General features: G+C 54.3%; 20 protein-coding genes and 1 pseudogene. 6 read left to right on the top strand and 15 right to left on the bottom strand.

Features of this window, described 5'->3' with window-relative positions:
• Positions 1-215: 215 nt before the first annotated feature.
• The 6 genes from HA51_RS18555 to gltP all read right to left on the bottom strand — a co-directional run bounded on the left by HA51_RS18555 (position 216) and on the right by gltP (position 11,563).
• A complete protein-coding gene (locus tag HA51_RS18555) occupies positions 216-6,293 on the bottom strand; it encodes an autotransporter outer membrane beta-barrel domain-containing protein (protein WP_084936074.1) in 6,078 nt (2,025 codons plus the stop codon).
• Positions 6,294-6,858: 565 nt separating this feature from the next.
• Positions 6,859-8,298, bottom strand: a complete 1,440-nt coding sequence (gene murP / locus HA51_RS18560) for a PTS N-acetylmuramic acid transporter subunit IIBC (RefSeq protein WP_084936075.1) — start codon at positions 8,296-8,298, stop codon at positions 6,859-6,861.
• Positions 8,298-9,209 carry an N-acetylmuramic acid 6-phosphate etherase gene (murQ, locus tag HA51_RS18565; RefSeq protein WP_084936076.1) on the bottom strand — a complete coding sequence of 304 codons (912 nt, stop codon included), beginning with the start codon at positions 9,207-9,209 and terminating at the stop codon, positions 8,298-8,300. The genes murP and murQ overlap by 1 nt, the downstream gene beginning before the upstream one ends.
• A 150-nt stretch (positions 9,210-9,359) precedes the next feature.
• A complete protein-coding gene (locus HA51_RS18570; RefSeq protein WP_169718793.1) occupies positions 9,360-9,764 on the bottom strand; it encodes a type II toxin-antitoxin system HicB family antitoxin in 405 nt (134 codons plus the stop codon).
• A gap of 107 nt (positions 9,765-9,871) precedes the next feature.
• Positions 9,872-10,048, bottom strand: a complete 177-nt coding sequence (locus HA51_RS18575; protein ID WP_072050587.1) for a type II toxin-antitoxin system HicA family toxin — start codon at positions 10,046-10,048, stop codon at positions 9,872-9,874.
• A gap of 213 nt (positions 10,049-10,261) precedes the next feature.
• Positions 10,262-11,563 carry a glutamate/aspartate:proton symporter GltP gene (gene gltP, locus HA51_RS18580; protein WP_084936077.1) on the bottom strand — a complete coding sequence of 434 codons (1,302 nt, stop codon included), beginning with the start codon at positions 11,561-11,563 and terminating at the stop codon, positions 10,262-10,264.
• Between the two features lie 581 nt (positions 11,564-12,144).
• Here gltP and acs point away from each other — a divergent pair.
• The 3 genes and pseudogenes from acs (at position 12,145) to HA51_RS18595 (ending at position 16,377) form a co-directional block, all read left to right on the top strand.
• A pseudogene (gene acs, locus HA51_RS18585) lies at positions 12,145-14,101 on the top strand (acetate--CoA ligase).
• Positions 14,102-14,398: 297 nt separating this feature from the next.
• The gene (locus tag HA51_RS18590; protein ID WP_084936078.1) at positions 14,399-14,728 is read left to right on the top strand and encodes a DUF485 domain-containing protein; all 330 of its coding nucleotides are present in this window, start codon (positions 14,399-14,401) and stop codon (positions 14,726-14,728) included.
• On the top strand, positions 14,725-16,377 hold the full coding sequence (locus HA51_RS18595) for a cation acetate symporter (protein ID WP_084936079.1): 1,653 nt from the start codon (positions 14,725-14,727) through the stop codon (positions 16,375-16,377). The genes HA51_RS18590 and HA51_RS18595 overlap by 4 nt, the downstream gene beginning before the upstream one ends.
• An 82-nt stretch (positions 16,378-16,459) precedes the next feature.
• Here HA51_RS18595 and HA51_RS18600 read toward each other — a convergent pair whose 3' ends face one another.
• The 3 genes from HA51_RS18600 to HA51_RS18610 form a co-directional block, all read right to left on the bottom strand.
• A complete protein-coding gene (locus HA51_RS18600) occupies positions 16,460-17,005 on the bottom strand; it encodes a YfaZ family outer membrane protein (protein WP_084936080.1) in 546 nt (181 codons plus the stop codon).
• Positions 17,006-17,126: 121 nt separating this feature from the next.
• On the bottom strand, positions 17,127-17,822 hold the full coding sequence (locus tag HA51_RS18605) for an LrgB family protein (RefSeq protein ID WP_084936081.1): 696 nt from the start codon (positions 17,820-17,822) through the stop codon (positions 17,127-17,129).
• Positions 17,815-18,240, bottom strand: a complete 426-nt coding sequence (locus tag HA51_RS18610; RefSeq protein ID WP_084936082.1) for a CidA/LrgA family protein — start codon at positions 18,238-18,240, stop codon at positions 17,815-17,817. The genes HA51_RS18605 and HA51_RS18610 overlap by 8 nt, the downstream gene beginning before the upstream one ends.
• A gap of 105 nt (positions 18,241-18,345) precedes the next feature.
• On the opposite strand from HA51_RS18610, the gene HA51_RS18615 reads away from it, so the two are divergent.
• A complete protein-coding gene (locus tag HA51_RS18615) occupies positions 18,346-19,248 on the top strand; it encodes a LysR family transcriptional regulator (protein WP_084936083.1) in 903 nt (300 codons plus the stop codon).
• 397 nt (positions 19,249-19,645) lie between these two features.
• Here the strand turns inward: HA51_RS18615 and HA51_RS18620 are convergent, their stop codons facing one another.
• The 5 genes from HA51_RS18620 to soxR all read right to left on the bottom strand — a co-directional run bounded on the left by HA51_RS18620 (position 19,646) and on the right by soxR (position 24,558).
• A complete protein-coding gene (locus tag HA51_RS18620; protein WP_084936084.1) occupies positions 19,646-21,295 on the bottom strand; it encodes a Na+/H+ antiporter in 1,650 nt (549 codons plus the stop codon).
• A gap of 139 nt (positions 21,296-21,434) precedes the next feature.
• Positions 21,435-22,784 carry an NCS2 family permease gene (locus HA51_RS18625; protein WP_084936085.1) on the bottom strand — a complete coding sequence of 450 codons (1,350 nt, stop codon included), beginning with the start codon at positions 22,782-22,784 and terminating at the stop codon, positions 21,435-21,437.
• A 153-nt stretch (positions 22,785-22,937) separates the two neighbouring features.
• Positions 22,938-23,348 carry a hypothetical protein gene (locus HA51_RS27130; RefSeq protein ID WP_158087380.1) on the bottom strand — a complete coding sequence of 137 codons (411 nt, stop codon included), beginning with the start codon at positions 23,346-23,348 and terminating at the stop codon, positions 22,938-22,940.
• A 26-nt stretch (positions 23,349-23,374) separates the two neighbouring features.
• Positions 23,375-24,037: a glutathione S-transferase family protein gene (locus HA51_RS18635; protein ID WP_084936087.1), complete on the bottom strand. Its 663-nt coding sequence runs from the start codon at positions 24,035-24,037 to the stop codon at positions 23,375-23,377.
• A gap of 44 nt (positions 24,038-24,081) precedes the next feature.
• Entirely contained in the window at positions 24,082-24,558 is a 477-nt protein-coding gene (gene soxR, locus HA51_RS18640) for a redox-sensitive transcriptional activator SoxR (protein ID WP_084936088.1), read from the bottom strand.
• Between the two features lie 99 nt (positions 24,559-24,657).
• On the opposite strand from soxR, the gene soxS reads away from it, so the two are divergent.
• Together soxS and HA51_RS18650 are read left to right on the top strand one after the other, a co-directional pair.
• Positions 24,658-25,086, top strand: coding sequence for a superoxide response transcriptional regulator SoxS (gene soxS / locus HA51_RS18645; protein ID WP_084936089.1), 429 nt, complete (start codon positions 24,658-24,660; stop codon positions 25,084-25,086).
• Between the two features lie 259 nt (positions 25,087-25,345).
• Positions 25,346-25,627, top strand: coding sequence for a YjcB family protein (locus tag HA51_RS18650; RefSeq protein WP_084936090.1), 282 nt, complete (start codon positions 25,346-25,348; stop codon positions 25,625-25,627).
• Positions 25,628-25,682: 55 nt separating this feature from the next.
• On the opposite strand, the gene HA51_RS18655 is transcribed toward HA51_RS18650, so the two are convergent.
• Positions 25,683-26,633, bottom strand: a complete 951-nt coding sequence (locus HA51_RS18655; RefSeq protein ID WP_084936091.1) for an ATP-grasp fold amidoligase family protein — start codon at positions 26,631-26,633, stop codon at positions 25,683-25,685.

Raw genomic sequence — 26,633 nt, forward strand, 5'->3', positions numbered from 1 at the left:
CCCCTGTTATTTGTGGAGGAAATCGATCGATAAAATTTTATTTAGGGTATATGAAATCAAGGTTTTGCTGAACGTAGCGATGAGCAAAGTGCGCATAAATGCGCACACTACATAGATCCCCGCCATTTCACCGTAGGGGCGCCATTGATGGCGACCAGGCCGAATGCCGTAGCCTTTGACGACGACATTTAAGACGACTCTCGAAATGCCCTCACTTAGAACTGCCACCTCACCCCCACGTTATAGCGCCAGCCTTTGGCACCGTTGCCGCTGATCTCTTTGCGATAATCGGCTTCTGCGTACAGCGAGAGATCTTTCTGCAGCGTCGCAGTCCCGCCCGCGCCCACTTCCCACATCTGCCCAAAGTGCCCGCTGGTGAAGGTGGCACTGAGCGCAGGATTTTCTACCGACGAGATAGTCGTGTCCGCCGTGCCGCCCCAGCCTTTGTAGTAGTTGGCGCGCAGATACGGGGTGTATTGGCGGCTACTGCTATCCGTCCAGGTGCGATTAAGCCGTGCGCCCAAACGACCAATGGTTTGGTTGTAATCGCCGTAATTCACCTTGTTGCCATCTTCATCGGTGAAATCATTCATGTTCAGCTTCATGTACATTAACTGCGCCTGCGGCTCCAGCTTGTAACCATCGCCGAGATCAAACGGATAGCCGCTCTCCAACGATGCCGTCCAACCGTGACCTTTCAGCTTAGCCTCCTGCTTCTGACGCGCAATATCGGTTTCACCGCGATGCCAGTCAAACGACAGCACGCCATCCAGATAGAACCCATTTTGACGCTGCCAGGTGCCGTATAAGGCTAGGCTGTCGCTGTCGAAAGTGGTGCTGCTGTAGCCATCAGCGGCGTCCGGACGGATGCGCGTATTGCCTCGTGTATAGGCTAAGCCGCCGCGCAGGCTGTCTTTTTCACCGTCAAGACGCAGTACGTTGCCGCCCACCTGCACCGCGCTGTAATCCAGATCGAAGTCATAGCCGTAATCGCGGAAGCTCTGGTCGCTTTTGTATTTCTGGTTAGAGCCGATGTAGCGCAGGAACATCTCACCGCCATCGCCTTCTGGCCGCGTCTGTTCGTGGCGCAACTCGCCAAGGCGCTTATGCAAATCGTCGATAATGGCGGAGGTGTAATAAGCCAGGCCAACCGGCGCAGAGATATAAGACGGCACCTGCGGCACCACCGCTGCACGCGCGTCGTAACTTTGCCCACTGCCGAACGCATCGGTGATAAAGGTCGATGGACAGCTGGCGCCCTCTTCACAGACATAATAATTTGCCAGGCGGTAATCCCAATAATTGTTGCCACTGCCGCTGACTAAACGCTGACTGGGATCGGTGCTGCCTGGCGCAAAGGTGTAAAGCCGGTATTGCCACGGTCCTGCGCCGAGATAGCCGTCTTTGAGGGCAAAGCTATCAGGGCCAGCGCTACCCGCCACTTGTGCCAGTGAAATCCCCTCATTGCCTTCAATGCCGCCGTTGCGATTCAGATCCGTTAATGCGCCGGTGCTGCTGTCGGTGAGTTTGACGTTTACCTGCGTGGTGCCGGTGGCATTACCGGTGACGTTAAGGTGGTCGGTGAACTGATTACTCAGCGCGCCGCCCTCGTTAAGGTCGGTAATCAGATTCAACTGGCCGCCGCTGGAGGCCAGCGACCCATTGATATTTAAGGTGTTGCCCGGCGAGCCCACGCCGTTAGTCAGATCGAGAATACCGGCGTTGTTCACCGTCAGTGAATCCGCCGTACCGCCTGCTAATGTCGAATGCACGTTGTTGCCGGCATACAGCGTTGAATCCGCATCGATATTAATGGTGCTGTGCGCCAGCTTGAGGTTATCGGTCAGCGTCCACTGCGTGTTGGTAAAATTGATGGTGCTCCAGCCGCTGCCGAGGTTAACGCCTTTATTGAGGTCATCCGCGTTAAGGCTACCGCCGCGAGAATCAATCTGGTTGAACGTCAGCGTGTTACCCGTTCCGCTGCCGCTGGTGAGGTGATAGGTGGTGCCGAGATCCACATTGCTGACCTCCGCGCTGTTGTTAGCGTCATTGCCCATGGTCAGGCTGCCGTTAAGCGAGCCGCCCGTCCAGCGGAACACATCGGAGCCGCCGCCAGGATTGATATCGCCGCGCACCTCACCTTCCGTCAGCAAGATTTCATCATTGGCATTGCTGCCCGCCACCGCCACCGTTTGCGGATTGGCGGTGATGATGGTGCCAAAGTTTTCGAAGAGGGTTTTGCCTCCGCGCAAATCCACCACCGGTGCCGTCAGGCTGTTTGAAGTAAACGTCCCGGTATTGACGATGGTGCCCGCCGTGCTGGAGATCAGGGCCGATCCACCCGCCGGGTTATCGATCGTGACGTCAGCGGCGGTAGTGACGTTGCCGCTGGTGTTGGCGCGAATACCGCTGCCGCCCGCGCCGGTGACGTTAAATTGATAGCCGGATCCCAGCGTTAAATCGCCGCTGGTGGTCGATCCATCCGCATTAACGATATTCAGGCCGGTGCCGCTGCCTGTGACATTCGTGGTGACCGTTGAGGCCGGATCAAACGGCACCGCCGTGCGAATGCCGTTGCCGTTGGCAACATTGAGCGTGAGATTGTTCAGGCTGACATTGCTGAGTTCAGCGCGGTTCTCAATACCGTTACCGCTGCCCAGCACGTTCACTGTCGCATCGCTGGCGCTAAGTGCCGTGGCGCCGTTATCGACTAAGATGCCGTGCGCAGTGCCCTGTGTGGTGATCACCGTGTCGCTACCGGTCAGTGCCAGCTGTGCGCCGTTGCTGATACGCACGCCCGCCACGCCATTATCCACATTGATCACGCCACCTTTGGCCAGCGTGCTGCCGCTGCCAGACACATCCAGCCCGGTGCCGTTGGCCACATTCACCGTACCGTTGTTGGTCAGCGTGCTGCCTGCGCGCGAGCGGATACCGATATTGTTACTGCCGGTAAGGTCCACCGCACCGTTGTTCACCAGAGTTGCGCCGTTAGTGACATCAAAGCCGATAGCGTTACTGCCTGCGCCACTGAGATTGCCATTGCTGGTGACGGTCGCCGCCGCTGAGGTGCCATCCAATGCGTTGCTGAGGTCGGTGCGCAGATTGTTCACCAGCACACCGACTGCGCTGTTGCCGCTAACATTAATGCTGCTGCCGCTATCAAGCGTGGTAGCCGCTCCACCTTCGGTACGGATCGCCGTGCTGCCCTGACCGCTGGCGGTAAAGCGGCTATTCGCTGTGTTCAACGTGCTGCCACTGCCCGAGACGATCACACCCGTGCTGTTTGCGCCGCTGGTGCTCAATGAGATGGGGTTACTGAAGCTCAGCGCGGCGCCATCATCGATGCGGTACCCGGTGGAATTGAGCGTATTCACATCCAGCGCGTTGGCGGCCGAAATGATCCGTGAGCCGTTACCCGCCGCGCGATAGGCAATCTGATCGCTGCCATTAAAGATTGGCGTGGAACCCGCGGCGATATTCACCCGCGCGCCGTTGGTTGCTTCAGCCCCTATCGCGCCGGTGCCGTTGAGGTTCAGGCTGCCGCCGTTGAGATTCGCCACCGCCCGGCTACCGCTGGCGCTCACCCCCCGGCTGCGGTGGGTGGTGCTGCCACCATTAACGTTGATGTTTCCGCTGTTGTTAGCCGTGGTATTGGCCGTGCTGCCGCTGCTGTTCACCGTAATGCCTGTGCCGCCAGCGTTGATGCTGATGTTGCCGCTGTTGGTGCCGGTCGCGCCGCTCTCCACGCGAATGCCGGTGGCGTTGGCACCGCTAAAGGCGATGTCGCCGGTGTTGTTAAGCTGCGCGCGGTTGCGCGCCAAATAACCGATCAATCCGCTTTGCGAGGAGTTGAGGGCTGCCGCCGAACTCAGGGTGGTGCTGGTCACCGGCGCGCCGCTGTTGCTGCCCGCCAGCGTATGTTTCTGTCCATCGACAATCGCGCCAATCGCATTGTTGCCGGTGAGATTGATGGCGGTGTCATTGTCGATGGTGCCTGTTGCCCCGCCTTCAATATTCACGCCCGTCGCGCCTGCGCCACTGACGTTGAGCGTGGCGTTGCGCGTGTTCACTTCGGTACCGCCGGTGCCGCTGCCGTTCACCGCCACAGAACCTGCGCCTGATGCGGTGAGTGACAGATCGGTGCCATCAAAATCCGCGCCCTGCTCAACCCGGAACAGCGTCGAGTTGGTGGTGGTGACATTGAAGGGATTGTTGCCCGCTACGTTGATTAAGGCGTTGGGTCCATAGGCGAAGAAAGCGATTTGATTGCTGCCATTGCTGAAGGTGGGTATCGCATTGGCGGCAACCTCCACCGTGGCATTGCCGCGCGCGTGCACACCAATCGCGCCCGTGCCGCTCAGATTCACCGGACCGTTGACGTCCGCGCTGGCCTGACCGGTGCCCTGGCCCTCTACCCACACGCCAAAATTGCGCGTGCCGCTGGCGGGATCGGCCCCGCCCGCCACGTTGATGGTGCCAGTCGAGCTTGCGGAGGCGCTGTTACCGTTGGTGGCGACCACCTTCACGCCGGTGCCGTTGACGCCGTTAAGATTGATGGTGCCGCTGTTGTCGATGTTGCCACGGCTATTGGTGACCGACATACCCACGTTCTCTCGCGGCACGGTTGCTGCGGCACCATTCACATCAATGGTACCGTTATTGATCATCGTGACATTGTTAGCCCCGGAGGCCGACATGCCCGCCGCGTTCTGCACCTTTGTGCCAATCACGATATTGCCATTGTTAGTGGCAGAGCCGTTGGCCACCAGCGCAATCCCGCTGGTAAGGCCGCTCTGATTCATCGCCGTATCGGCCACCGCATCGGTCAGGCTGTTCTGTGGACCACGGCCGATATAGATCTGCCCATTGGCGTTGTTGGTGAAAGTGGCGGTGGGCGCAGTGAGCAGCACACCAGAGGCAGTACCGCGCGCGCTGGAACCGTTCACGCCCACATTGATATTGCCGCTGTTGCTGGACGTCGCGTCATCCTCCAGCCGAATACCCGCCACGCCGTACTGCGAATTACTGCCGATGGTGGCGAGGTTAACGATGCCGTTGTTGTTGAACTCGCTGCCGCTTTGCACCAGCACGCCGTTAGCACCATAGCCCGTGGAGCCGATGCCCGTCCCATCCTGGCGATTCAGGAACCCGCCGTTGATCACGCCGGTGATACTGGTGCTGCCGCTGCTGTTATCGGACAGCACCAGCGCGGTGCCGTTATTCGCGACAGAGCCTCGGCTGGCAAGCTTGCCATCAATCACCGCTTGTGCGCCGTTCGAGGCTTTAATCGCGCCCCCGGTTGAACCCACCACTTCCAGGGTTTTGCCCGCCGCCAGATTGACGCGAGCGTTAGGGCCATCGGCATTCACCACAATGCGGTTACCAATCGGCTGCGTGACTTCATCCGGTGGCGTGGCGCTAACGTCATACACAATATTGCCGTTAGTGACGGTGACCGCTTTATTGAACTCGGTCAGATAGTTGGCTTTATCCAGATCGCCCGCTTGCAGTTGGCTGATTAGCCAGTTGTTGTAGGTCTGCAACTCGCTGGCGCTGGTCACGGAGAAGGTGTTGGTGGCGCCATCCAACGTCTGCACACTGAAAGTGCCGTTGTAGCTGGCGAGATTTTGCACCTGGAAAGTTTGCGTGGCGCCTGCACCATCCGGTGTGGCGGCAGTACCGAAGAAGCTGATGCGATTGTTGGAATTCCAGTTCAGCGTGCTGTCGCTGCCCACCTGAAACAGCGTGGTCTGCTTAGCCGCCATGCTCCAGCTGTTGGTACTGGCGCTGCTGGCGGCGTTTGCCTGCCCAATATTGACGTCCAGCGTGCCGCCGTTAAAGACATCCGCAACACGTGTGTTGATGTACTGATCACCGTTGACGTTCACCACGTCTGGCACTAGGGTGTCAGACGTCACCGGGGGTTGGGCCACCAGGCTAGCGGAGTTGTAGACCTGGAACGTCGTGTTACCACCAGTGGTAGGATCGGGCACAGTGATGGCGAAGTTCTGCGGTCCGGGATCGAGACGCGTTTGATTCAAAAGCTCGGCACCTGAAGCGATATTGACTTGGCCAAGCGTCGAATTTACCGAACCCTCTGTGCCGGGGGCGAAATCAGGATTACCTGTCAATGTTTCGCTGCTGCCGTTAACACTCAAGCTGCCGATGAGATTGTCATTAACCTGCGGTGAGTAGCTCCCCAATGTTGCCGCCTGCGCATCTATCGTCGGATAAAACAGCGCCTGTGCCGCTAATATTCCGATAGCAATCGGATTTAATTTGAATCTCATACTTTCCCCCGAAGGCGTGCAGCGTCCACGCTGTTATTGCAACAGCGTTAAATTCATCGCGAGGGATAAAACGGCAGAGAAAACACCAACCCTGACGAGCAATTAATGAATGAGAACCACTGTGTGAAGAAAGTAAGGTGCAGCTTAAAAAGATATACCGCTGTTGTTATAGATTAATTGGCTTTAGGTATAGACTTTTCTGTCGCGAGAAGCAAAAGGCAATCACAGGTAAGTCATTGTCATATTGGCGAAATAATTGTGAGGCGGGAGATATTATTGGTAATAATTGAGTCCAGAGGTTTCCAATAATTAGCTTGCTATCTTATTAATATTTTCTTTATTTTTTCTTAGCAGTTTACTTACGCATGGCACGACTTAATGGGGAGAATCAGCGCCGGACTAAGCGATACGGCGAAGTGCAAAAACGTGAAACGAATCACATTTATAGTCACTCAATAAGCAAGGTGACGCCAGTTAATCCACGCATCGGCGGACGATATCAAACTTCCTTCAAGCCCACCGTAGCAACACAATGACTGAGTCACTACGGTGAATAATGACGGTATTAGCTTAAGTCGACGCCTTTGGTTCCACCCCACCAGGTGAAGGCAAACCCACCGACCCACGCCACGATCAATCCGGCAAGATAGACTGCCATACCGGCAAAGATCCCCTGAGACGAGGTCATCAGCGGTAGCGTCACTAAGCCAGACGGGCCAAACACGGTATTCATCCCGACAGGCAGACCCAGCCAGGCCACCAAACCAATGAAGAATCCACCCAGTGCACCGCCACAACAGGCAGTGATAAACGGTTTTAAGCGCGGCAGCGTCACGCCATAAATCAAGGGTTCGCCCACACCCAACAGCCCTGGCACAATCGCGCCTTTAATTTGTGTACGCAGCAGCGAGTGCTTATCGGCTTTACACCACAGCGCGAGGGAAGCGCCCACCTGGCCCGCACCCGCCATTGCCAGAATCGGGAATAACGAGTTAAAGCCCTGGGTTTCCATTAACGCGAAATAGACTGGAATAAAGCCCTGATGAATACCAAACATCACCGCAATTAAAAACAGGCCCGCAAGAACTGCGCAACCAAATGGATTGTTATTCAGATGGATAAACAGCCACGACATGCCCTTAAATAACTCACCACCGATCGGCATAATCACCATAAAGGTCACCGCCCCGGTGATTAATAATGTAAGTAATGACGTCAGGATCATATCGAGATTATCGGGGATGATTTTGCGTAGTTGTTTTTCGAACCACGCACCGAATATGGCCGCCAATAATACGCCGATAATATTGCCGCGCGGGTCAATCGCCATGCCAAAGAAATCGGACATGCCGCTGTAATAGCCCACCGTGGCTTTCGGCACATAACCGAGCACAAACAGTGAGGCGATAATCGCGCCATTCACGCCCGATCCACCAAAAGCTTTCTGCGCGTTATAGCCAATCAGGATACTGAGGAAGGTGAACAGCCCCTTGCCGAACACTTTCATGTAGGCCACGGTGTCCAGCAGCCACTGCGCATGTTCACCAGGCTGGTTAAGATGGAAAATCTGCTCAATCAGCGTGGCAAATCCCAACAGCAAACCCGCACCAATGAAACCGGGGATCAGCGGAGTAAAGATGGTGGCGAAGCAGGAAAGAAAGCGATGTAGCGCACTGGTTTGCTTGGCTTTCATCTGCTGCTTTTGCGCGGCGGCAATCGTACTGAGATCCTGCGGCTTTTCCGTTTCATCACTATCCAGTAATCCCTGCATTTTCTCTGCGGCGGTTTGCGCTTTGCCGGGGCCAAGAACAATTTGCAGTTGCGCATCGCTGTCGATCACGCCCAATACGCCGGGCAGCTTTTTGAGACGGGTATGATCGACTAATGTGGCATCCGCTAGCGTGAGGCGCAGGCGCGTCATGCAGTTGCCGCACTGCACGATGTTATGCGCGCCTCCCACTGCTTGCAGGATATCGCGCAGCAATTCTTCGGTGATGGCGGCCATTATTGCGCTCCCGCATCACGTAGCGCGTTACGGATAAAGCCGCTGTTTTGCTTCAGCAGCGCTTTGGCCTCGCTGGCATCCAACCCTGCCAACACCATCACAATGGCTGTTTTGCAGTGTCCCTGGCATGCGCTCAGTGCCTGCTGTGCGGTGGCCTCGTCACAGTCCGTGGCTTGTTTCACGATATTGATTTGGCGCTGCACCAGCTTTTGGTTAGTGGCTTCCACATCCACCATCAGGTTGCCGTACACTTTGCCGCTACGGATCATTGCGCCGGTGGTCAGCATATTGAGTACTAACTTCTGTGCCGTGCCCGCTTTCATACGTGAGGAACCCGTGACGACTTCTGGCCCTACTACCGGGGTGAGCGCCACATCTGCCGCTTGCGACATGGGGCCGTTTGGGTTGCAGGTCAGCGCCGCGCTGAATGCGCCTTGCTGTTGAGCATACGCCAGTGCGCCCAACACATACGGCGTACGGCCGCTGGCAGCAATCCCCACCAGCACGTCATTGGCATTGAATTCAATGTCCTTTAAATCCTGTGCGCCCTGCTCGACGTTGTCTTCCGCATTCTCCACCGCCTGCAAAATGGCGGTGTGGCCACCGGCAATTAATCCTACGACCTGTGAGCGCGGTGTGCCGAAGGTCGGTGGGCACTCGCTGGCATCAAGAATACCGAGACGACCCGAGGTGCCCGCACCACAGTAGATAAGGCGCCCGCCTTTACTAAAGGCTGCAGTAATGGCATCCACCACCTGCGCGATCTGCGGCACAATCGCCTCTACCGCCAGCGCCACTTTTTTATCTTCATCATTAATGACGCGCAGCATCGCTTCGGTGGAGAGTTCGTCAATGTTCTGGCTCGCTGGGTTACGCCCTTCGGTGATCATCTGGCTGAGGTCGATCTGCATTACGCACTCCTGATAAGAATAATTTATTCAAAAAACTATATACCATTTTGAATTGTTAATTCCTGCTCGGCCATCATGTTTTTGTACTTTTTTACTGCGGCAGACGAAAAAAAACCCGCCGGATGGCGGGTAGATATGTAGATGTGTTCGTTACGCGTTAGCTAATTCTCTGCGCGCTAACTCAGCCAGAAAACCGCTGCGCGAACCATATTCGCGGTGAGATTCAACATAGCTGTCAATTTTGCTGAGTAGATTTTGTGGCAAAGTGATATTGAGCTTTACCGCTTTACCTTCATAACGACTCAGATCTATCTCTACAAATGCCCAGTAACCTCCCTGACACGCTTCATCATAAATATGCGTCTCAATATCTGCCGCTTTAGGGATGGTTTTACCTGCATCTGCTAAAGATTCAACATGTGAATCAATTGCGTTAAATGCATCGCGCAGCGCATCGTCCACGCTTTTGCCTGCAAAAAAACATCCCTCCACATCCGGCACAAAACCTGACCAGCTATTGTCCTCTGTCTTATGCAGATAAACGGGGAATCTCATGTTCAGTCCTCACTAAAAATGAATATTCAGTTAGGAATTCATTGCAATGCCTGCTGCAACTGACATTGCTAATTTTTCCAAATCGGGGGCTAAGCCCCCGTATACTTTCAGTCCATTAACTTCATTAATTTACGTAATGTTCCAGTTGCCAGGTCTTTTTCAGGATGAGGAAGTGAAATGTGATAAGCCTTATCTGCTCTCACAAACACATGGTGGCTGCCTTTAACGCGATCTAATACCCAACCGCGGTCCAGCAACATCCTGATCAGCTCCCTGCTGCTCAATCAAACCTCCTGACATAATAGCGCTAATTATATACCCACCATAACTACAAAAACAAAATCATCAGTGGTTATGGTGGGTATTGAGTAGAGCACGGTTCTGGCAGAGAAACATCCGAGACACGTCTTGAATTGATATAAAAAAACCCGCCGGATGGCGGGTTTCGTTAAATACGTATTGATGTGCATGACACCATTAAGGGAAGGCCCATGGCATTAACTGGCTTTCTGAGTGCGCAGTTGCAGCTCGTAGGCTTCGGCTTGTTTGACGTCGAACTGGTTTTCCCAGCGCGCAATCACCAACACCGCCAATGCATTACCGATCACGTTCAGTGCAGTTCGCGCCATATCCATGATGCGGTCCACACCGGCGATAAACGCCAGGCCTTCTAGCGGAATACCGACACTGCCCAATGTCGCCAGCAGCACCACGAAGGAGACGCCCGGTACGCCAGCGATCCCTTTCGAGGTCACCATCAGCGTCAGCACCAGAATGATTTCATCGGTCAGCGACAGGTCGATGCCGTACAGCTGCGCGATAAAGATCGCCGCGATGCTCTGATACAACGTCGAACCGTCAAGGTTAAACGAATACCCGGTTGGCACCACGAAGCTGGTGATGGCTTTCGGCGCACCGTAGGCTTCCATCTTCTGCATGATACGTGGCAATACCGTCTCTGAACTTGAAGTCGAATACGCCAGGATCAGCTCATCTTTCAGAATCAGCATCAGGGTGGTAATGCGCAATTTACAGAAGCGCGCCACGGCACCCAGCACCACAAAAGCAAAGAACAGAATCGCCACGTACACCAGCAATACCAATTTGGCGAGCGGATAAAGCGAGGCAAAACCAAAGTTCGCAATGGTCACTGCAATCAGCGCGAATACACCAACCGGCGCATAACGCATGATCATGTGCGTCACTTTAAACATGGTTTCGGAAATCGAACGGAACACGGTGACCAGCGGATCGCGATGCTCCGAAGGCAGTGCAGACAAGCCCATACCAAACAGTACCGAGAAGAAGATAATCGGCAACATGTCGCCCTTCACCAACGAGGCGAAGATGTTCTGAGGAATCAGCGACAGAATGGTGGTGACCAGGCCATGAGGCGCACCTTGCACCGCCTGGGTTGTGGCTTCGTATTTAGAGATGTCCACCGTTACCAGCGTAGACATATCAATGCCGCTACCTGGCTGGAATACGTTGGCCAGCGTAATGCCGACCACAATGGCAATGGTGGTGATCACTTCAAAATAGACGATGGTTTTGACACCAATACGTCCGAGCTTTTTCGCATCGCCGACGCCAGCAATGCCGACAATCAGAGATGAAATCACAATCGGCACCACAATCATCTTAATCAGATGAATAAAGATGTCGCCTGCGGGGGTGAGAAGGTTAGTGATTAACCATTCACGATCGTCTGGCTGATTATGCAGCACGGTTCCGACAACGATGCCGAGAATCAGGGCAATCAAAATTTGCCAGGCAAGGGTGAGTTTAAAACCTTTCATAACGCGTTACTTTCCTCAGTAAAAACCCCTTTGCTCCTCTGCGAAGATGCAGAAGACATGACGCACAGGGAAGTGAGCAAAAGCCCGATAAAATAGAGGGTTATAGTGGACCGCATCCTTTACTACTGCACAGGCATTTTGCGCCTGCGCGATGATGCAGCCTGAGTAGATACCTGCTGAACAGGGCCGAGATAAGTACCATTTTCACTACGGTAAATGCAACCCCTGGGGGCTTAGCTTAATTCCTGTGCAGCTTAGTAGCATAAAATGCTGAGATTTAAATTCAGTCATAACTCGCTGTTATGAAAAGTGTTAATACGATAATTTTTAGCATAGGTATTCAATATCCGACAAAAATCCCCCTGGCTCGTTTGCTGGTTATTTGACCAACAACTTCACCCATTCTCGGTCAATGCAAGAGATTGGCTCCTATTTCTTTCGGAGATAAACAGTAGGAATTCAGGCGCATTTCAGGCATACAAAAGGTCGTGATCCAGACTACAAAACAGAAACAAAGCCCTGTCGCGCTCTTCAATTAACCATTGATTGACATATGATTAACATCTTCAAGGAGGTCAGCCATGAGCCAAATACACAAGCATCCTGTACCCGCTGCCGTCGCAGCGAATGCCCTAATTAATGCCGACCAGTATGCGGCGCTGTATCAACAATCGGTTGACGATCCCGATACCTTTTGGGGTGAACAAGGCAAAATCCTCGACTGGATCAAGCCCTATAGCAAAGTGAAAAACACCTCCTTTGCCCCCGGCAATATTTCGATTCGCTGGTATGAAGACGGTACACTGAATCTCGCCGCCAACTGCCTCGACCGCCATTTACAGACGCGTGGTGATCACCCAGCAATTATCTGGGAAGGCGATGACGCCAGCGAAAGCAAAACCATTACTTTCCGTGAACTGCACGGCGACGTGTGTCGCTTTGCCAACGTGCTGCTGAGCCTCGGCGTTAAGAAAGGCGATGTGGTCGCTATCTATATGCCCATGGTGCCCGAAGCGGCCGTGGCGATGCTGGCCTGCGCGCGTATCGGCGCAGTGCACTCTGTTATTTTCGGCGGCTTCTCACCGGAAGCAGTGGCCGGTCGCGTGGTGGATTCCAATGCCAAACTGGTTATTACTGCTGATGAAGGGGTGCGCGCCGGACGCAGCATCCCGCTGAAGAAAAAACGTCGATGATGCACTGAATAACCCGAGCGTCACCAGCGTGAAAAACGTGGTGGTGTTTAAACGCACCGGTAAAGACACCGGCTGGCGCGAAGGCCGCGATCTCTGGTGGCATGAGCTGGTGGCGAAAGCCAGCGATCAGCACGAACCGGTCGCCGTTGATGCCGAGCATCCGCTGTTTATCCTTTATACCTCCGGTTCCACCGGCAAACCGAAAGGCGTGCTGCATACCACCGGCGGCTATCTGGTGTACGCCGCCAGCACCTTCAAATATGTGTTTGATTACCATCCAGATGATGTCTACTGGTGCACCGCCGATGTCGGCTGGATCACCGGTCACAGCTACCTGATTTACGGCCCACTCGCCTGTGGTGCAACCACCCTGATGTTTGAAGGCGTGCCAAACTGGCCGAAACCGAGCCGCATGGCTGAAGTGGTCGATAAGCATAAGGTCACCCTGCTGTACACCGCGCCGACCGCGATTCGTGCCTTAATGGCCGAAGGCGATAAGGCGATTGAAGGTACGCATCGCAGCAGCCTGCGCATCATGGGATCTGTCGGTGAGCCGATTAACCCAGAAGCGTGGGAGTGGTATTACAAAAAGATTGGCGACAGCCGTTGCCCGATTGTTGATACCTGGTGGCAGACCGAAACCGGTGGCTTCATGATTACTCCTCTACCGGGCGCGATTGAGCTGAAAGCCGGATCGGCCACTAAGCCATTCTTTGGCGTGCAGCCGGCACTGGTCGATAACGAAGGCAATGCGCTGGAAGGCGCGACCGAAGGCAATCTGGTGATCAACGATTCATGGCCAGGCCAGGCGCGTACGCTATTCGGCGATCATGACCGCTTTGAACAAACCTACTTCTCCACCTTCAAAAACCGCTACTTCAGCGGCGACGGCGCGCGCCGTGACGAAGATGGTTATTACTGGATTACCGGCCGCGTCGATGACGTGCTCAACGTCTCTGGCCACCGTCTCGGCACTGCAGAGATCGAATCGGCGCTGGTGTCACATCCGAAGATTGCCGAAGCCGCGGTTGTGGGCATTCCTCACAGCATTAAAGGCCAGGCGATCTATGCTTATATCACGCTGAACCACGGCGAAGAGCCATCGCCAGAGTTGTATACCGAAGTGCGTAACTGGGTACGTAAAGAGATCGGCCCGATTGCCACGCCGGATGTACTGCACTGGACCGACTCACTGCCGAAAACCCGTTCCGGCAAGATAATGCGCCGTATCCTGCGCAAAATCGCGGCGGGCGATACCAGTAATCTCGGCGATACCTCAACCCTGGCCGATCCGGGCGTGGTTGAGAAATTGCTGGAGGAGAAGCAGTCCATCACCATGCCGTAACCGGCATCGACGCGACGGAGAGTGTCAGCCTGTCCTCGGCAGGCTACTCTCCGTCATCCCTACCTTACGCCGTACGCTTTTCACCATCGCATAACCTATACCCAAAATAATTCGAGCTGCAGGAAGGCGGCAAGAATGAGAATTCCAGGAGCTTACTGAAGTCAATGACTGGGATGAACATACGCAGCCAACGCACCTGCTGCTCGAAAGATGAAGGGTATATATAACTAGAATATTCAGCAGCTTAAATCATTTAATCGTGAGATATCTGCCTGCCTTTCCTCTGGAGAAACTGTGATGAACGAAGCCCTAAATCAACAGGAAGCAGTCTGGCAACAAATCGAGAGTAACCCGCGTTTTCAGGAACTGGTGCACAAGCGCCAGGCCTTTGCGCTGTTGCTCAGTATCATCATGCTGGTGTTGTACGTCGGCTTTATTTTGCTGATTGCCTTCGCTCCTGCCTGGCTCGGCACGCCGCTGCATGAAGGCACTAATGTCACGCGCGGGATTCCCATCGGCGTTGGCTTAATTGTGGTGTCATTCCTGCTCACTGGCATTTATGTCTGGCGCGCTAACGGAGAATTTGATCGCCTGACCAAACAGATCCTGAGCGAGGTGAAATCATGAAGCGCCTATTCTCAGCCTTGTTGGCGATTGTACCCGCCAGCGTGTTTGCCGCCGATGCCATTACCGGCGCGGTACAAAAGCAGGCCACCAATTACGAAGCCATCATCATGTTCGTGGTGTTTGTGGCGGCCACGCTCGGCATCACCTATTGGGCCTCCAAACGCACCCGTTCACGTAGTGATTACTACACGGCGGGCGGCAACATTACTGGCTTCCAGAACGGTCTGGCGATGGCCGGTGACTTTATGTCTGCTGCTTCCTTCCTCGGTATTTCCGCGCTGGTTTACACCTCGGGCTACGACGGGCTGATCTACTCGCTCGGCTTCCTTGTTGGCTGGCCGATGATTCTGTTCTTGATTGCCGAACGCTTACGTAATCTCGGGCGTTACACCTTCGCCGATGTTGCATCGTACCGCCTGCAGCAGAAACCGATTCGAACCCTGTCGGCCTGCGGCTCACTGGTGGTGGTGGCGCTGTATCTGATTGCGCAGATGGTGGGTGCAGGCAAGTTAATTCAACTGCTGTTTGGCCTGGACTACCATATTGCGGTCGTGCTGGTAGGCATTTTGATGGTGATGTATGTGCTGTTCGGCGGCATGTTGGCCACCACTTGGGTGCAGATCATCAAAGCGGTGCTGCTGCTGTTCGGTGCCAGCTTTATGGCGATTATGGTGATGAAAACCACCGGCTTCAGCTTCAATACCCTGTTTACCGAAGCGATGGCGGTCCACCCGAAAGGCGCGGCAATTATGCAACCGGGCGGGCTGGTAAAAGATCCGATATCGGCGCTGTCGCTCGGCTTAGGACTGATGTTCGGTACTGCGGGCTTACCGCATATTCTGATGCGTTTCTTTACCGTAGCGGATGCACGTGAAGCACGTAAGAGCGTGTTCTGGGCCACTGGTTTTATGGGCTACTTCTACTTCCTGACCTTTATCATCGGCTTTGGCGCTATTTTGCTGGTCGGCGCAAATCCGGCCTTCAAAGATGCCTCAGGCGTGCTGATTGGCGGCACCAACATGGCAGCGGTGCATCTGGCGAATGCGGTCGGTGGTAGCCTGTTCCTCGGCTTTATCTCAGCGGTCGCTTTCGCCACCATTCTCGCGGTGGTTGCCGGATTGACGCTGGCCGGGGCTTCTGCGGTTTCTCATGACTTGTATGCCAGCGTGATCCGCAAAGGTCAGGCAACCGAACGTGATGAGCTGCGCGTCTCGAAGATTACCGTGCTGATTCTTGGCGTGGTGGCGATTGTGTTGGGCATCGCGTTTGAGAAACAGAACATCGCCTTTATGGTCGGTCTGGCGTTCTCGATTGCCGCCAGCTGCAACTTCCCGATTATTTTGCTCTCAATGTATTGGTCAAAACTGACTACGCGCGGCGCGATGATTGGTGGCTGGCTGGGGCTGATTACCGCGGTGGTGCTGATGATCCTCGGGCCGACGATTTGGGTGCAGGTTTTGGGGCACGCCAAACCGGTCTATCCGTATGAGTATCCGGCGCTGTTCTCAATGGCGGCGGCGTTTATCGGGACATGGCTGTTCTCAATCACCGATCATTCACGCCAGGGTGCTGAGGAGCGGGCTAAATTCCGTGGTCAGTTTATTCGCTCACAAACGGGCGTAGGGATTTCGCAGGGCAAATCGCACTAAACAAAAATGCCGCCATTAATGGCGGCATTCAGATCGTACGCAGATTAAGCGGGTGCACCTTGAAGTGCGCCTGCTTCAATCATTAGAAACGCAGTGACGCGCCCACGTACGGGCCATCGACCAGTACGTTGTCTTTGCGGTCGCCTTTGTTGTTCAGCTCGATGTACTGATAACCCACACGCAGGTTCAGCAGCGAAATCGGCGTGAAGCTTAAGCCACCTGACGCTTCTTTGTAGCTGTCCAGGCGATCGGAGAAGGCTTCTGGCGCATAGTAGTATTCGCCGTACAGGCCCCACATGCTGTTGAAGTTGTACTGTGCACCCGCACCGACGGCCACGGTGAAGCCATCACGACCATCTTCTGGATGGGTGAACAGGGCTTTCGCGGTTGGCGCCAGACGGAAATCGCCCAGGTCGATGTTGTAACCCGCGCCCAGACCGTAGGTGCTGCCATCGTGATCGCTGCGCAGCCAGTTACCTTTCAGGAACAGGCCAGGAGAAGTCGTGCCGAGGCCAAGGTTCAGGTTGGTGCTATGCTCACCCACGTCAACACTGCCCTCAATCGCCTGCGCGCCGCTGCTCAGCAGTGCCAGACCCAATACGCTTCCAGTAACAAGTTGCTTAAACATATGATTCCACTCCATGAAGGACAAATAAGTCGGCGCAAAGGGTAACAGCCTGGCAGCAGGAGACAACTTTATTTGGAAAGCTTTACGTAAAAATCGATGACAGCGCGCAAAAAGTGGCCAATCAGGCTGCCCAGAGTAGATGGCTCAGCAACGGTGCCAGAATGACCGTGACCACGCCCGACAGCATCATCACCAAGCTCGATACCACACCCTCTTGCTGTCCCAGTTGATAAGCACGTGCGGTGCCAGCCCCGTGCGATGCAGCGCCAAAACCGGCCCCTTTCGCCACGCCCTGCTTGATGGCAATGCGCAGAAACAGCACATCGCCCACCGCCATACCAAACACCCCGGTGATCACCACAAACAGCGCCACCAGATCGGGTTGTCCGCCAATCGGCAGCGCGGCTGCGAGGGCAAACGGCGTGGTAATCGAACGCACCGCGAGGCTGCGCTGGATGGTTTCCGGCAGCATCAGCAGTCGTGCCAACCATACCGAACTGCACACCGCCACCAGCGTGGCGGTTAACACACCGACACTCAACGATAGCCAGTGACGCTTAATAATCTCCAGGTTCTCATACACGGGTACGGCAAACGCTAACGTTGCCGGGCCCAGCAGCCAGATCAACCAGTGGCTCTCAGCGATGTAATCCTTCCAACTGACGTGCGTCAGCAATAGCAGCACGACCAGCACCACCGGCGTCATCACCAGCGGCATCAGCAACAGTGTTTGTTTGCGGCGATAGAGACGTTTATTGACGTAATAGACCAGCAGTGTCAGTGCCAGACAAAGCAGGCTAATGATGAAATCAGCCATGATGTGCCTGCTTACGCGCCGCACGCGCCAGCTCGAAGCGGTACAGGCGATCGACCACCAGCGAGGTAGCGGCCAACACTAAAAGCGTACTCACCGCAATCACCACGCAGATGCGCCAGCCTTCGCTGCGCAGCAAATCACTATAATTAACCACCGCCACGACGGCAGGGATAAAGAACAGCAGCATTTCGGCCAGCAGCCAGTTAGCACCGGCTTTCACCCAGCGCAGTGGCACCACGCGCGTCATGATCAACAGTAGCAACAGCACCATCCCAACCACGTTGGCGGGCAGCGGCAGATGCAGCCAGCTCACCAGTTTGTCACTGACCATAAACAGACCGATATACAGCACCAGCTGCAAAGGCACGAATACACGTTGCAGGATGTCCGTTCTGCGCGGACTCAATGCAAGCGCCATGATTCTCTCTCCCCGCGATTAAATGTTAGGCCTAGTATAAATCCGCACCAAACTGTGAAAGAAATGAATTAAAATTATTCAAACTATGCCAAAAAGGAATGCTTGATGGACGTCCGCGCTTTACGCTATTTCACCGAGGTGGTGCGTCAGCAGAGCTTCACCCGCGCCGCTGAGAAGCTGTATGTCACGCAACCGACCATCAGCAAGATGCTGCGCCAGCTGGAGGAAGAACTCGGTTGTACGCTGCTGCTGCGTGAAGGACGCAAGCTGCATCTGACCGATAGCGGCCAGGCGGTGTATCAGCGCGGGTTGGCGATTTTGCAGGAGTTTCACCAGCTTGAAGCGCAGATCGGTGATATCAATGAGTTGAAAACCGGTGAACTGCGGCTGGGCATCCCGCCGATGGTTGGGATGCAGATCGCCGGTTCCATCTCCGCGTTTCGCCGTCGCTATCCGGGCGTGCAGTTGAAGATTGTCGAGTCGGGTGGTTTAACCGTGCAGCAAGCGGTGTTGAGTGGCGGGCTGGATATCGCCCTCACTGCCCTGCCCGTCGATGCCGATCTGCCGCTTAATACGCTGGAACTGATGCGCCATCCTTTGTGCGTGTTGCTGCCACGCAACGCGCAGTGGCTCAATCGCAGCAGCCTGGGGTTAAAGGAGCTGGCAGCCCATCCGTTATTGATTCTGAATGAAGAGTTCTCGCTGAATCGCCAGCTGATGAAGGCGTTTCAACGCCTGGGATTAACGCCGGAGATTGCCGTACGCAGTGCTCAGTGGGATTTTCTGGCGGCAATGGTGCAGGCCGAAATGGGGCTGGCGATTTTGCCAGAGCCGATTTGCCAGCGGCTGGATAAGCAGTCGCTGCTTTGGTTGCCGCTGGAATCGGAGTTGCAGTGGAGCCTGGGATTGATTTGGCGCGAAGGTAGTTATTTGTCACGCAGTGCGCAGGCATGGATAGATTGCTGCCGCGAGCACTGGCCGGATGCGCCGCCCAAGTTGTCGGTGTAGCAATGTGTCCATTTGCCAGGAGCGCATAAATGCGCCCCCTACAAATTTCCGGTAAAGCCTGAGTTTATGGCAGCACAACGTTCATACAGAGCCGCCATTTAAAACAAAACAACGTTCCCATAGAGCCGCCATTTAAAACAAAACAACATTCCCATAGAGCCGCCATTTATGGCGATACACAATTTCCCGTAGGGTCTTCGTTTATAGAGTCATGCTTGTCACTTAAGTGCGCTTCGGTCGCCATTAATGGCGCCCCTACAAAGTTTGGTGCGATTTTCGTAGGGTGCGCATTTATGCGTACCGGGCTAAATACGCACTCACTGGCTTCAGTGAGCGGCATTACTCCATTTATGGAGACCTGGCGAAAGACAGCCCGTTGTCCAGCAGACCGCCGGATTTACTCCTCTTTCTCGATCAGCAACGCTTCCAGCAAATCGAGATCGCGCAGTAGTTTCTGCATCGTCTCGTTGGAGATCTCCTGCGTCGCGCGCAGGTGGTAAACCTCGGCACGCTCAGCACGCAGCGCGGTGAGGCGGAAGCGACGCTCGAGGTTTTCAGCAAACAATGCCTGATCAACCTCGTCTTTACCCACCACGCGACGGCGCAGATTGCCGATCACGCGTAGGCTCACCTCTTTTAGCAGCTCAGGATCGATATTCTCTTCGGTATCGTTTTCCAGCCGCTGCTCCATTTTATGCAGGCTTTCGATGGCAACGTTAGCCATCGCCGCGCGCGCATGCTGGGTTTCACGACGGTGGCCAGACTTATCTGTGCTTTCCATACCACGTAACAGAATCGGCAACAGGATAACGCCAACAAACAGTGAGAACAGAATCACCCCTGTCGCGATGAATACCAGTTCATAGCGTGCCGGGAACGGATCACCATTGCTCAGGAATAGCGGAATGGAAAGCACACCCGCCAGAGTAATCGCCCCACGTACCCCGGCAAACGAGGCAATCAACAACTCACGAAACGAGTAGTTGGAGAACTCCAGCGGCTTCTTCTTCAGGAAACGCAGACTGGCGCGTTGCATGATCCACAACCAGCCGAAACGCACGATCATCAATGCGCCATACACCAGCGCAACATCGGTGAACAGCACCCACAGCTCTACGTTAGGATCGGCATTTGCCTGTGCAACGGAGGTTTCGAGAATGTCAGGCAGTTGCAGGCCCAGCATCAGGAACACCATGCCGTTAAACACGAACTCCAGCATCTGCCACACGCTGTTGGCACGTAAACGCATCGCCAGCGGTGCCTGGCGGATAATGCCGGAACGGGTAATGGTCATCCCTGCCGCCACCGCCGCGAGGATGCCCGATACACCGAGGTGTTCGGCAATCAGATAAGAGGCGAACGGCAGCAATAACAGCAGCACGGTTTGCGTTGCCGGATCGTCACCGCTCCAGCGGCTTAACAGGCGCAGCGAGCGGCCATACAGCCAGCACACCGCCACACCGGCGACCAGACCGCCGACCGCCACTTTGAGAAACTCCACACTGGCGCCGCCCCAGGTAAACACCATGGTGCCCATCGCCACCGCGACGGCAAATTTCAGCGATACCAAGCCGGATGCGTCGTTCATCAAGGCTTCGCCCTGCACAATCGACATGATTTTTTTCGGGATGCGACCTTCGCCGACAATGCCGGAGAGCGCCACGGCATCGGTAGGAGACAGTACCGCGGCCAGCGCGAATGCAGGGATCAGCGGAATACCCGGCACCAGCCAGTAAATCAGATAACCGATCCCGACCACCGTAATCAGCACCAGCACCAGCGCCAGACCCATGATCTCGCGTCCGTGGTGCAGGAATTCGTTAATCGGTGTTTTCCAGCCATCGGCAAACAGCAGTGGCGGAATGAACAGCACGAGGAACAGTTCGGGATCAAAATCCACATGCAGGCCAAAGCTCGGCAGGGCCAACAATGCACCGGCAGCGATTTGTACCAGCGGCAGCGGGATCTGGAACGGCAGTATGCGGGCTGCCACACCAGAGAGTGACACCACTAGCGTCATAATGAGAATGGTAAAGAAGATTTCCATGCTTTCCTTAGGCGAATCGTATTTGTTCAAGCGATGTATTGCAGGGGGAAAGTGTAAAACAAAACGCCGCCCGTAGGGGCAACCCTGCGTGCGGCGTGGACCAGAAAGAGACTTATCTGGAAATAAGACTGTTACAGAGTCAGATGGCCCAGCCACCGGCGTAGAATGCCACCAGCGCAATCGCAATCACTACGGTGCCGACATTCAACTTACGCCATTCACCGGCAAACACGCGACCAATCACCAGTGAGCCAAAGCCCAGCATAATGCCGGTTACGATATTGCACGTCAGCACGATGAACACCGCAGTGACCAAACCTGACATGGCATCGACGAAGTCATTGAAGTCGATTTTTGCCACATTGCTCAACATCAGCAGGCCTACATACATCAATGCCGGTGCGGTAGCGTAAGCAGGTACTAAGTAGGCTAACGGTGACATGAACAGAATCAGCAGGAACAGTAAGCCCACCACAATCGCTGTCAGGCCGGTTTTACCGCCCGCTGCCGTGCCAGCGGCAGATTCGATATACACGGCAGCAGGCGACGCGCCGACTAAACCAGCAAACAGACTGCTGACAGAATCGGTGGTGAGCGCACGGCCGCCATTGATGATCTGCCCGTCTTTATCCAGCAAATTGGCTTGCCCTGCCACGGCGCGGATCGTGCCGGTGGCATCAAATACCGCGGTCATCACCAACGCTAACACGCTCGGTAGTACCACTGGCTGCAGCGCGCCCATGATATCAAGGCTAAACATCACCGACTGACCGTTAGCATCTTTCAGGCTCGGCATGGCAAACAGCCCTTGATAGGTCACGGCGGGATCGAAAATCAGGCCCACCACCGAAATCGCGACGATGGTCAGCAAAATGCCGCCAGGCACACGACGTTTTTCCAGCCCGAAAATCGCTGCCAGACCAATCAATGCCATGATCACCGGGAACGAGGTGAAGTGCCCGAGTGCCACCGGCAAACCCGGCGCCGGGTTTTTCACCACCAGGCCAATGCCGTCCGCCGCAATGAGCAGCAGGAACAGGCCAATACCCACGCCGGTGCCATGCGCTACGCCCATCGGCAAGTTACGCAGAATCCATGCACGAATGCCGGTGACCGAAATCAACGTGAACAACAGGCCCATCAGGAATACCGCGCCAAGGGCAACCGGCACGCTGATGTGCTGGCCGAGCACCAAGCTAAACGCGGTGAAGGCAGTGAGCGAAATCGCACAACCAATCGCCATGGGCAGGTTGGCCCACAATCCCATAATGATCGAGCCAAAGCTGGCGACGAGGCAGGTGGCAACAAACACGGCAGTCGGTGAGAAGCCGGCTTTACCGAGCATGCCTGGAACCACAATCACGGAGTAAACCATGGCTAAAAAGGTGGTCAGCCCCGCTAAAATTTCCTGACGCACGCTGCTGCCGCGTGCCGAGATGTTAAACCAAGCGTCCAGTTTTCCACTGGCCGGGCGTGATTCGCCAGACATAGTCAATCCTCTGCGTTTTTTAAGATGTCATGAGCCGCACGGCCCGCGTTTGCGCATCATCCTGGTGAGGGTTTCTCAATGAGAAAAGAGGCAAACGTTTACGTGGCCGCGTATTCCAAGTCGTAAAAGGGGGACACGGAAAAAGGCAAACGATTATCTGGCGTTTGCTATGGGGTTTTCAACTACTAATCGATCATCAGGCAGGATAAAGCGCAGACTGGCGCGGGTTAACAATGTGGTTACACTGCTTTTGGCGAAATTTAAGAGAGCGGAAATGGCTGGAAAATATCGATATTTTCCATTTATCGCATAATTTTCTTTATCCAGCTGCACATGAGGTAAGAAGTGGCCGCTCTTTGCAGCGATGACCAACTTGAGGTCCAGCAGAGGCCCGCTCGAAGAGCAAAGCGTCCGCGTCATGGACAAAAACGCCGGGAGCGTTTTTGAACAATGCGAAGCATTGGCCCGTTTACGGGTGAGCCCCACGGATGGGGCGAATATCCGCGCGGCCGATCTGCATGGATGCGTGATTCCTTTGCGATCGGGCGGGCCTTTGTTGGGCATGGCACCTACCCGCAGCGAATAACCAATTAACTAAACGTGATAGCCCCGCCCTGCTCAATTGCACGTTGCCAGGCGGCGCGTTGCTGCATCGTTTCGAGCCAGCGCGCGGTGGCCGGCATCTCTTGCAACGATCCCCGCATCTGCAACGCCAGCAACGGGAAACTCATCTGCACATCGGCGATGCTAAACCGCGACCCGGCGAAATAACGATGCTGGCTAAGATGCTGCTCAATCACACTGCCGTGCAGCTTGAGCTGTTTGTTCAGCCACGCCCGCTGAATCCCTTTACTCAATGCCGCGCCTGCTGGACGCAATAACCACGGCACCGGCTTCTTACCTAACTGGCCAAAGACCAGCTTCATCACCAGCAATGGCATCAATGAACCTTCGGCATAATGCAGCCAGTATCGTGCCTGAATCTGCTCATCCTCGTCGGTAATGGCGAACAGATGTTCACTGTCATATTTTTGCTGCAGATACTCGAGAATCGCGCCTGATTCGGCGATCACGCGATTGCCATCGGTAATCACCGGCGACTTACCCAGCGGATGGATCTTCTTTAATGAATCCGGCGCCAGCAGCGTATCTTCGCGCTGATAACGTTTGATTTGATACGGCACCGACAGCTCTTCTAGCAGCCATAACACACGGTGCGAACGGGAGTTTTCCAGATGGTGGACAGTAATCATGCGCTTTTCCTTGCCGAAGAGAGTCTTCGGGCAAGTATAGCGGATTAGCTTTTATGCTCATCTTGCTCGGGATCGAGTAACACTGCACCGGAGCCTTGTTGAGCCAGGCGGTCGCCGGGGTTGCGCAGCGGGCAATCACGCATCGACAAACATCCACACCCAATACAGCCATCAAGATCGTTGCGCAGGCGCGTCAGGGTTTCGATGCGCTTATCCAACTCTTCGCGCCAATGCTGCGTCAACGCATCCCACTCTTGGGTGGACATACGCTTGTTCGCGGGTACATGCATCAAACTGTCGCTCACTGTCGCCAGCGGAATGCCAATGCGCTGAGCAATCTTAATGATCGCCACACGACGCAGTACATCACGGCTATAACGACGCTGATTACCACCATTGCGTGAGCTGAAAATTAACCCTTTAGTTTCATAGAAATGCAGCGCTGAAACCGCCACGCCGCTACGTTTGGCCACTTCACCGGGGGTCAGCACCGGTTTTGGATAATTGCGTTCTTTTTTCATTTAGGGCCTTTACCTCAAGTTAACTTGAGGAATTATACTCGCACCCCAACAAAACTTCGAATTTCAAAACCAGGTAAAAACCTTCAGAAGGATGAGGCTATGATGCAACAGGAAATCATTCATTCACTGACTCACTGGATCGATGAGAATCTGGATAAGGCGCTGTCGATCGATGAAGTGGCGGCAAAATCAGGCTACTCAAAATGGCATCTGCAACGTATGTTCCGTACCGTGACGAAACAAACGTTGGGTGGTTATATCCGTGAACGTCGCCTGACGCTGGCTGCTGAAGCCCTGCGCCAGACGCAACGCCCCGTGTTCGACATTGCCATGCAATACGGGTACGACTCGCAGCAAACGTTCTCACGCGTATTCCGTCGTCAGTTTTCGCAAACGCCAACGGCATATCGTCATAACATGCGTCGTCAGGCCATGATTCAGCGCCCGCGCCTGCTGAGTTTTGGCTGTACTGAAAATATGAACAGCTTTGCCCAGCGTACCACCGGCGAGTGTTGCCCGGTTCGCTAATCTCTCTACGCGCCCTTCGCGGGCGCACCTTCACCCATGTCCTTGTTTTTTCTATTTCCCCCGCTTCGATAAAAATTTTTCTACCATACCAGGTATAAATTTTATTCAAACTTTCAAATCGAGTGATATAATGTGAGCCAAGTCACAGTTTTCATGCGTAGTTAGACGGCCAGAAGGGCCTCCCTGACCTTCCTTCTTTGCCGCCAGTGATGTCCAAACAATGTCAGGGATATCACTGATTTCAAGAGGTTTGTTGCAGATGGCTACTTTAACCACCAGCTTGATCGTCATGCGCTGGGAACTCCTTAGCGCCGTAATGATGTTCTTCGCCAGCACGATGAAAATTAAATTGCGTCAGAACAGTCATCACGTGATGGCATTAATGTTTGGTGGCATTGGCGTGGGGATGTCATGCTGGTTTGTGACCGGCCTGCTCGGGATTACCTTGAGCATGGAAAACCTGCACAATTTCATGGAAATTTCCAAGAATGCTTTTGTTGAGGTCATGAGTCAGACGCCAGCTGATTGGCCAATGCCTTAATCGCGACCCATAAAAAACCCCGCTGCGCGGGGTTTTTTATGTTGCCGTGTGATTATCAAATTTTCTTCAAAACGGCAGGAAGCGAAACTTCCGTTACCGTAACACCCGGTATCTGCGTACCGCGGCGATCCTGAATCCACATATCACCCATCATTTTATTCAATCCACGATCAAGCCCAGTGACCAATCCCGCCCCCGGCGTGAACGTCAACTCACCGAAGTAAATCTGCTCACCGTCGATGTACCAATCCACTCGGACATAATCAAAATCACTCGCCAGCGTTTTACTCAGTGCCAGTGCGTGTTGCAACTGTGCCATCATCGGCGATACATCCAAACCGGTATCGCGAATCTTGTGATACGCCTCGTTGAGATTGTTGACATAAAAGTTCATCGACAATAACGGGTTACATCGGTTGTAGATCACCTGCAGCACATACTCAAAGTTGCCGTCGCGCTTATTGAACATGTGAAACTTGTAATCAATCGGTGCCGTTTTGCCATCACCAATGTATTTTTCAACCAGGATACGCGGCTTGATATAACGGTAATGGATTTCACGTGCCTCATTAGCGAAATCGGTTTTCAGCCAGCGGTGGCAGTCACTGATGATTTGCTGCTTCTTCAACGCGTCCGGTTCTTGCAGCAGAATCTCCACCATATTTGAACCGTGATTCGGCTTGATGACCGTATTTTTCCAGCTCGGCAGGGTGTGCAGCGAGTGGGGATCACTGGTCTCGTACACCAGCGGGATCAGATATTCACTGCCTACTTTCTCGGCGATGTACTCGCGTACCGAATATTTATCCGACAGGCGACCATAGATTTGATAGTCGCCAAAAACGAATTTACGGTACAACACTTTCTCATTGAACACTTTCGGCTGACGCAGGTTGGGCAGCTTACGGAATTTGTGAAAATAGTAGATGCGGTCCTGGTAGGCCCAAGGCATCTTCTTAATGAAATACTGCACACTTCTTCTGAGTTCATCTTTCAACTTGAGCAT

Source organism: Pantoea rwandensis (assembly GCF_002095475.1).
GTDB classification, from domain to species: Bacteria; Pseudomonadota; Gammaproteobacteria; order Enterobacterales; family Enterobacteriaceae; genus Pantoea; species Pantoea rwandensis.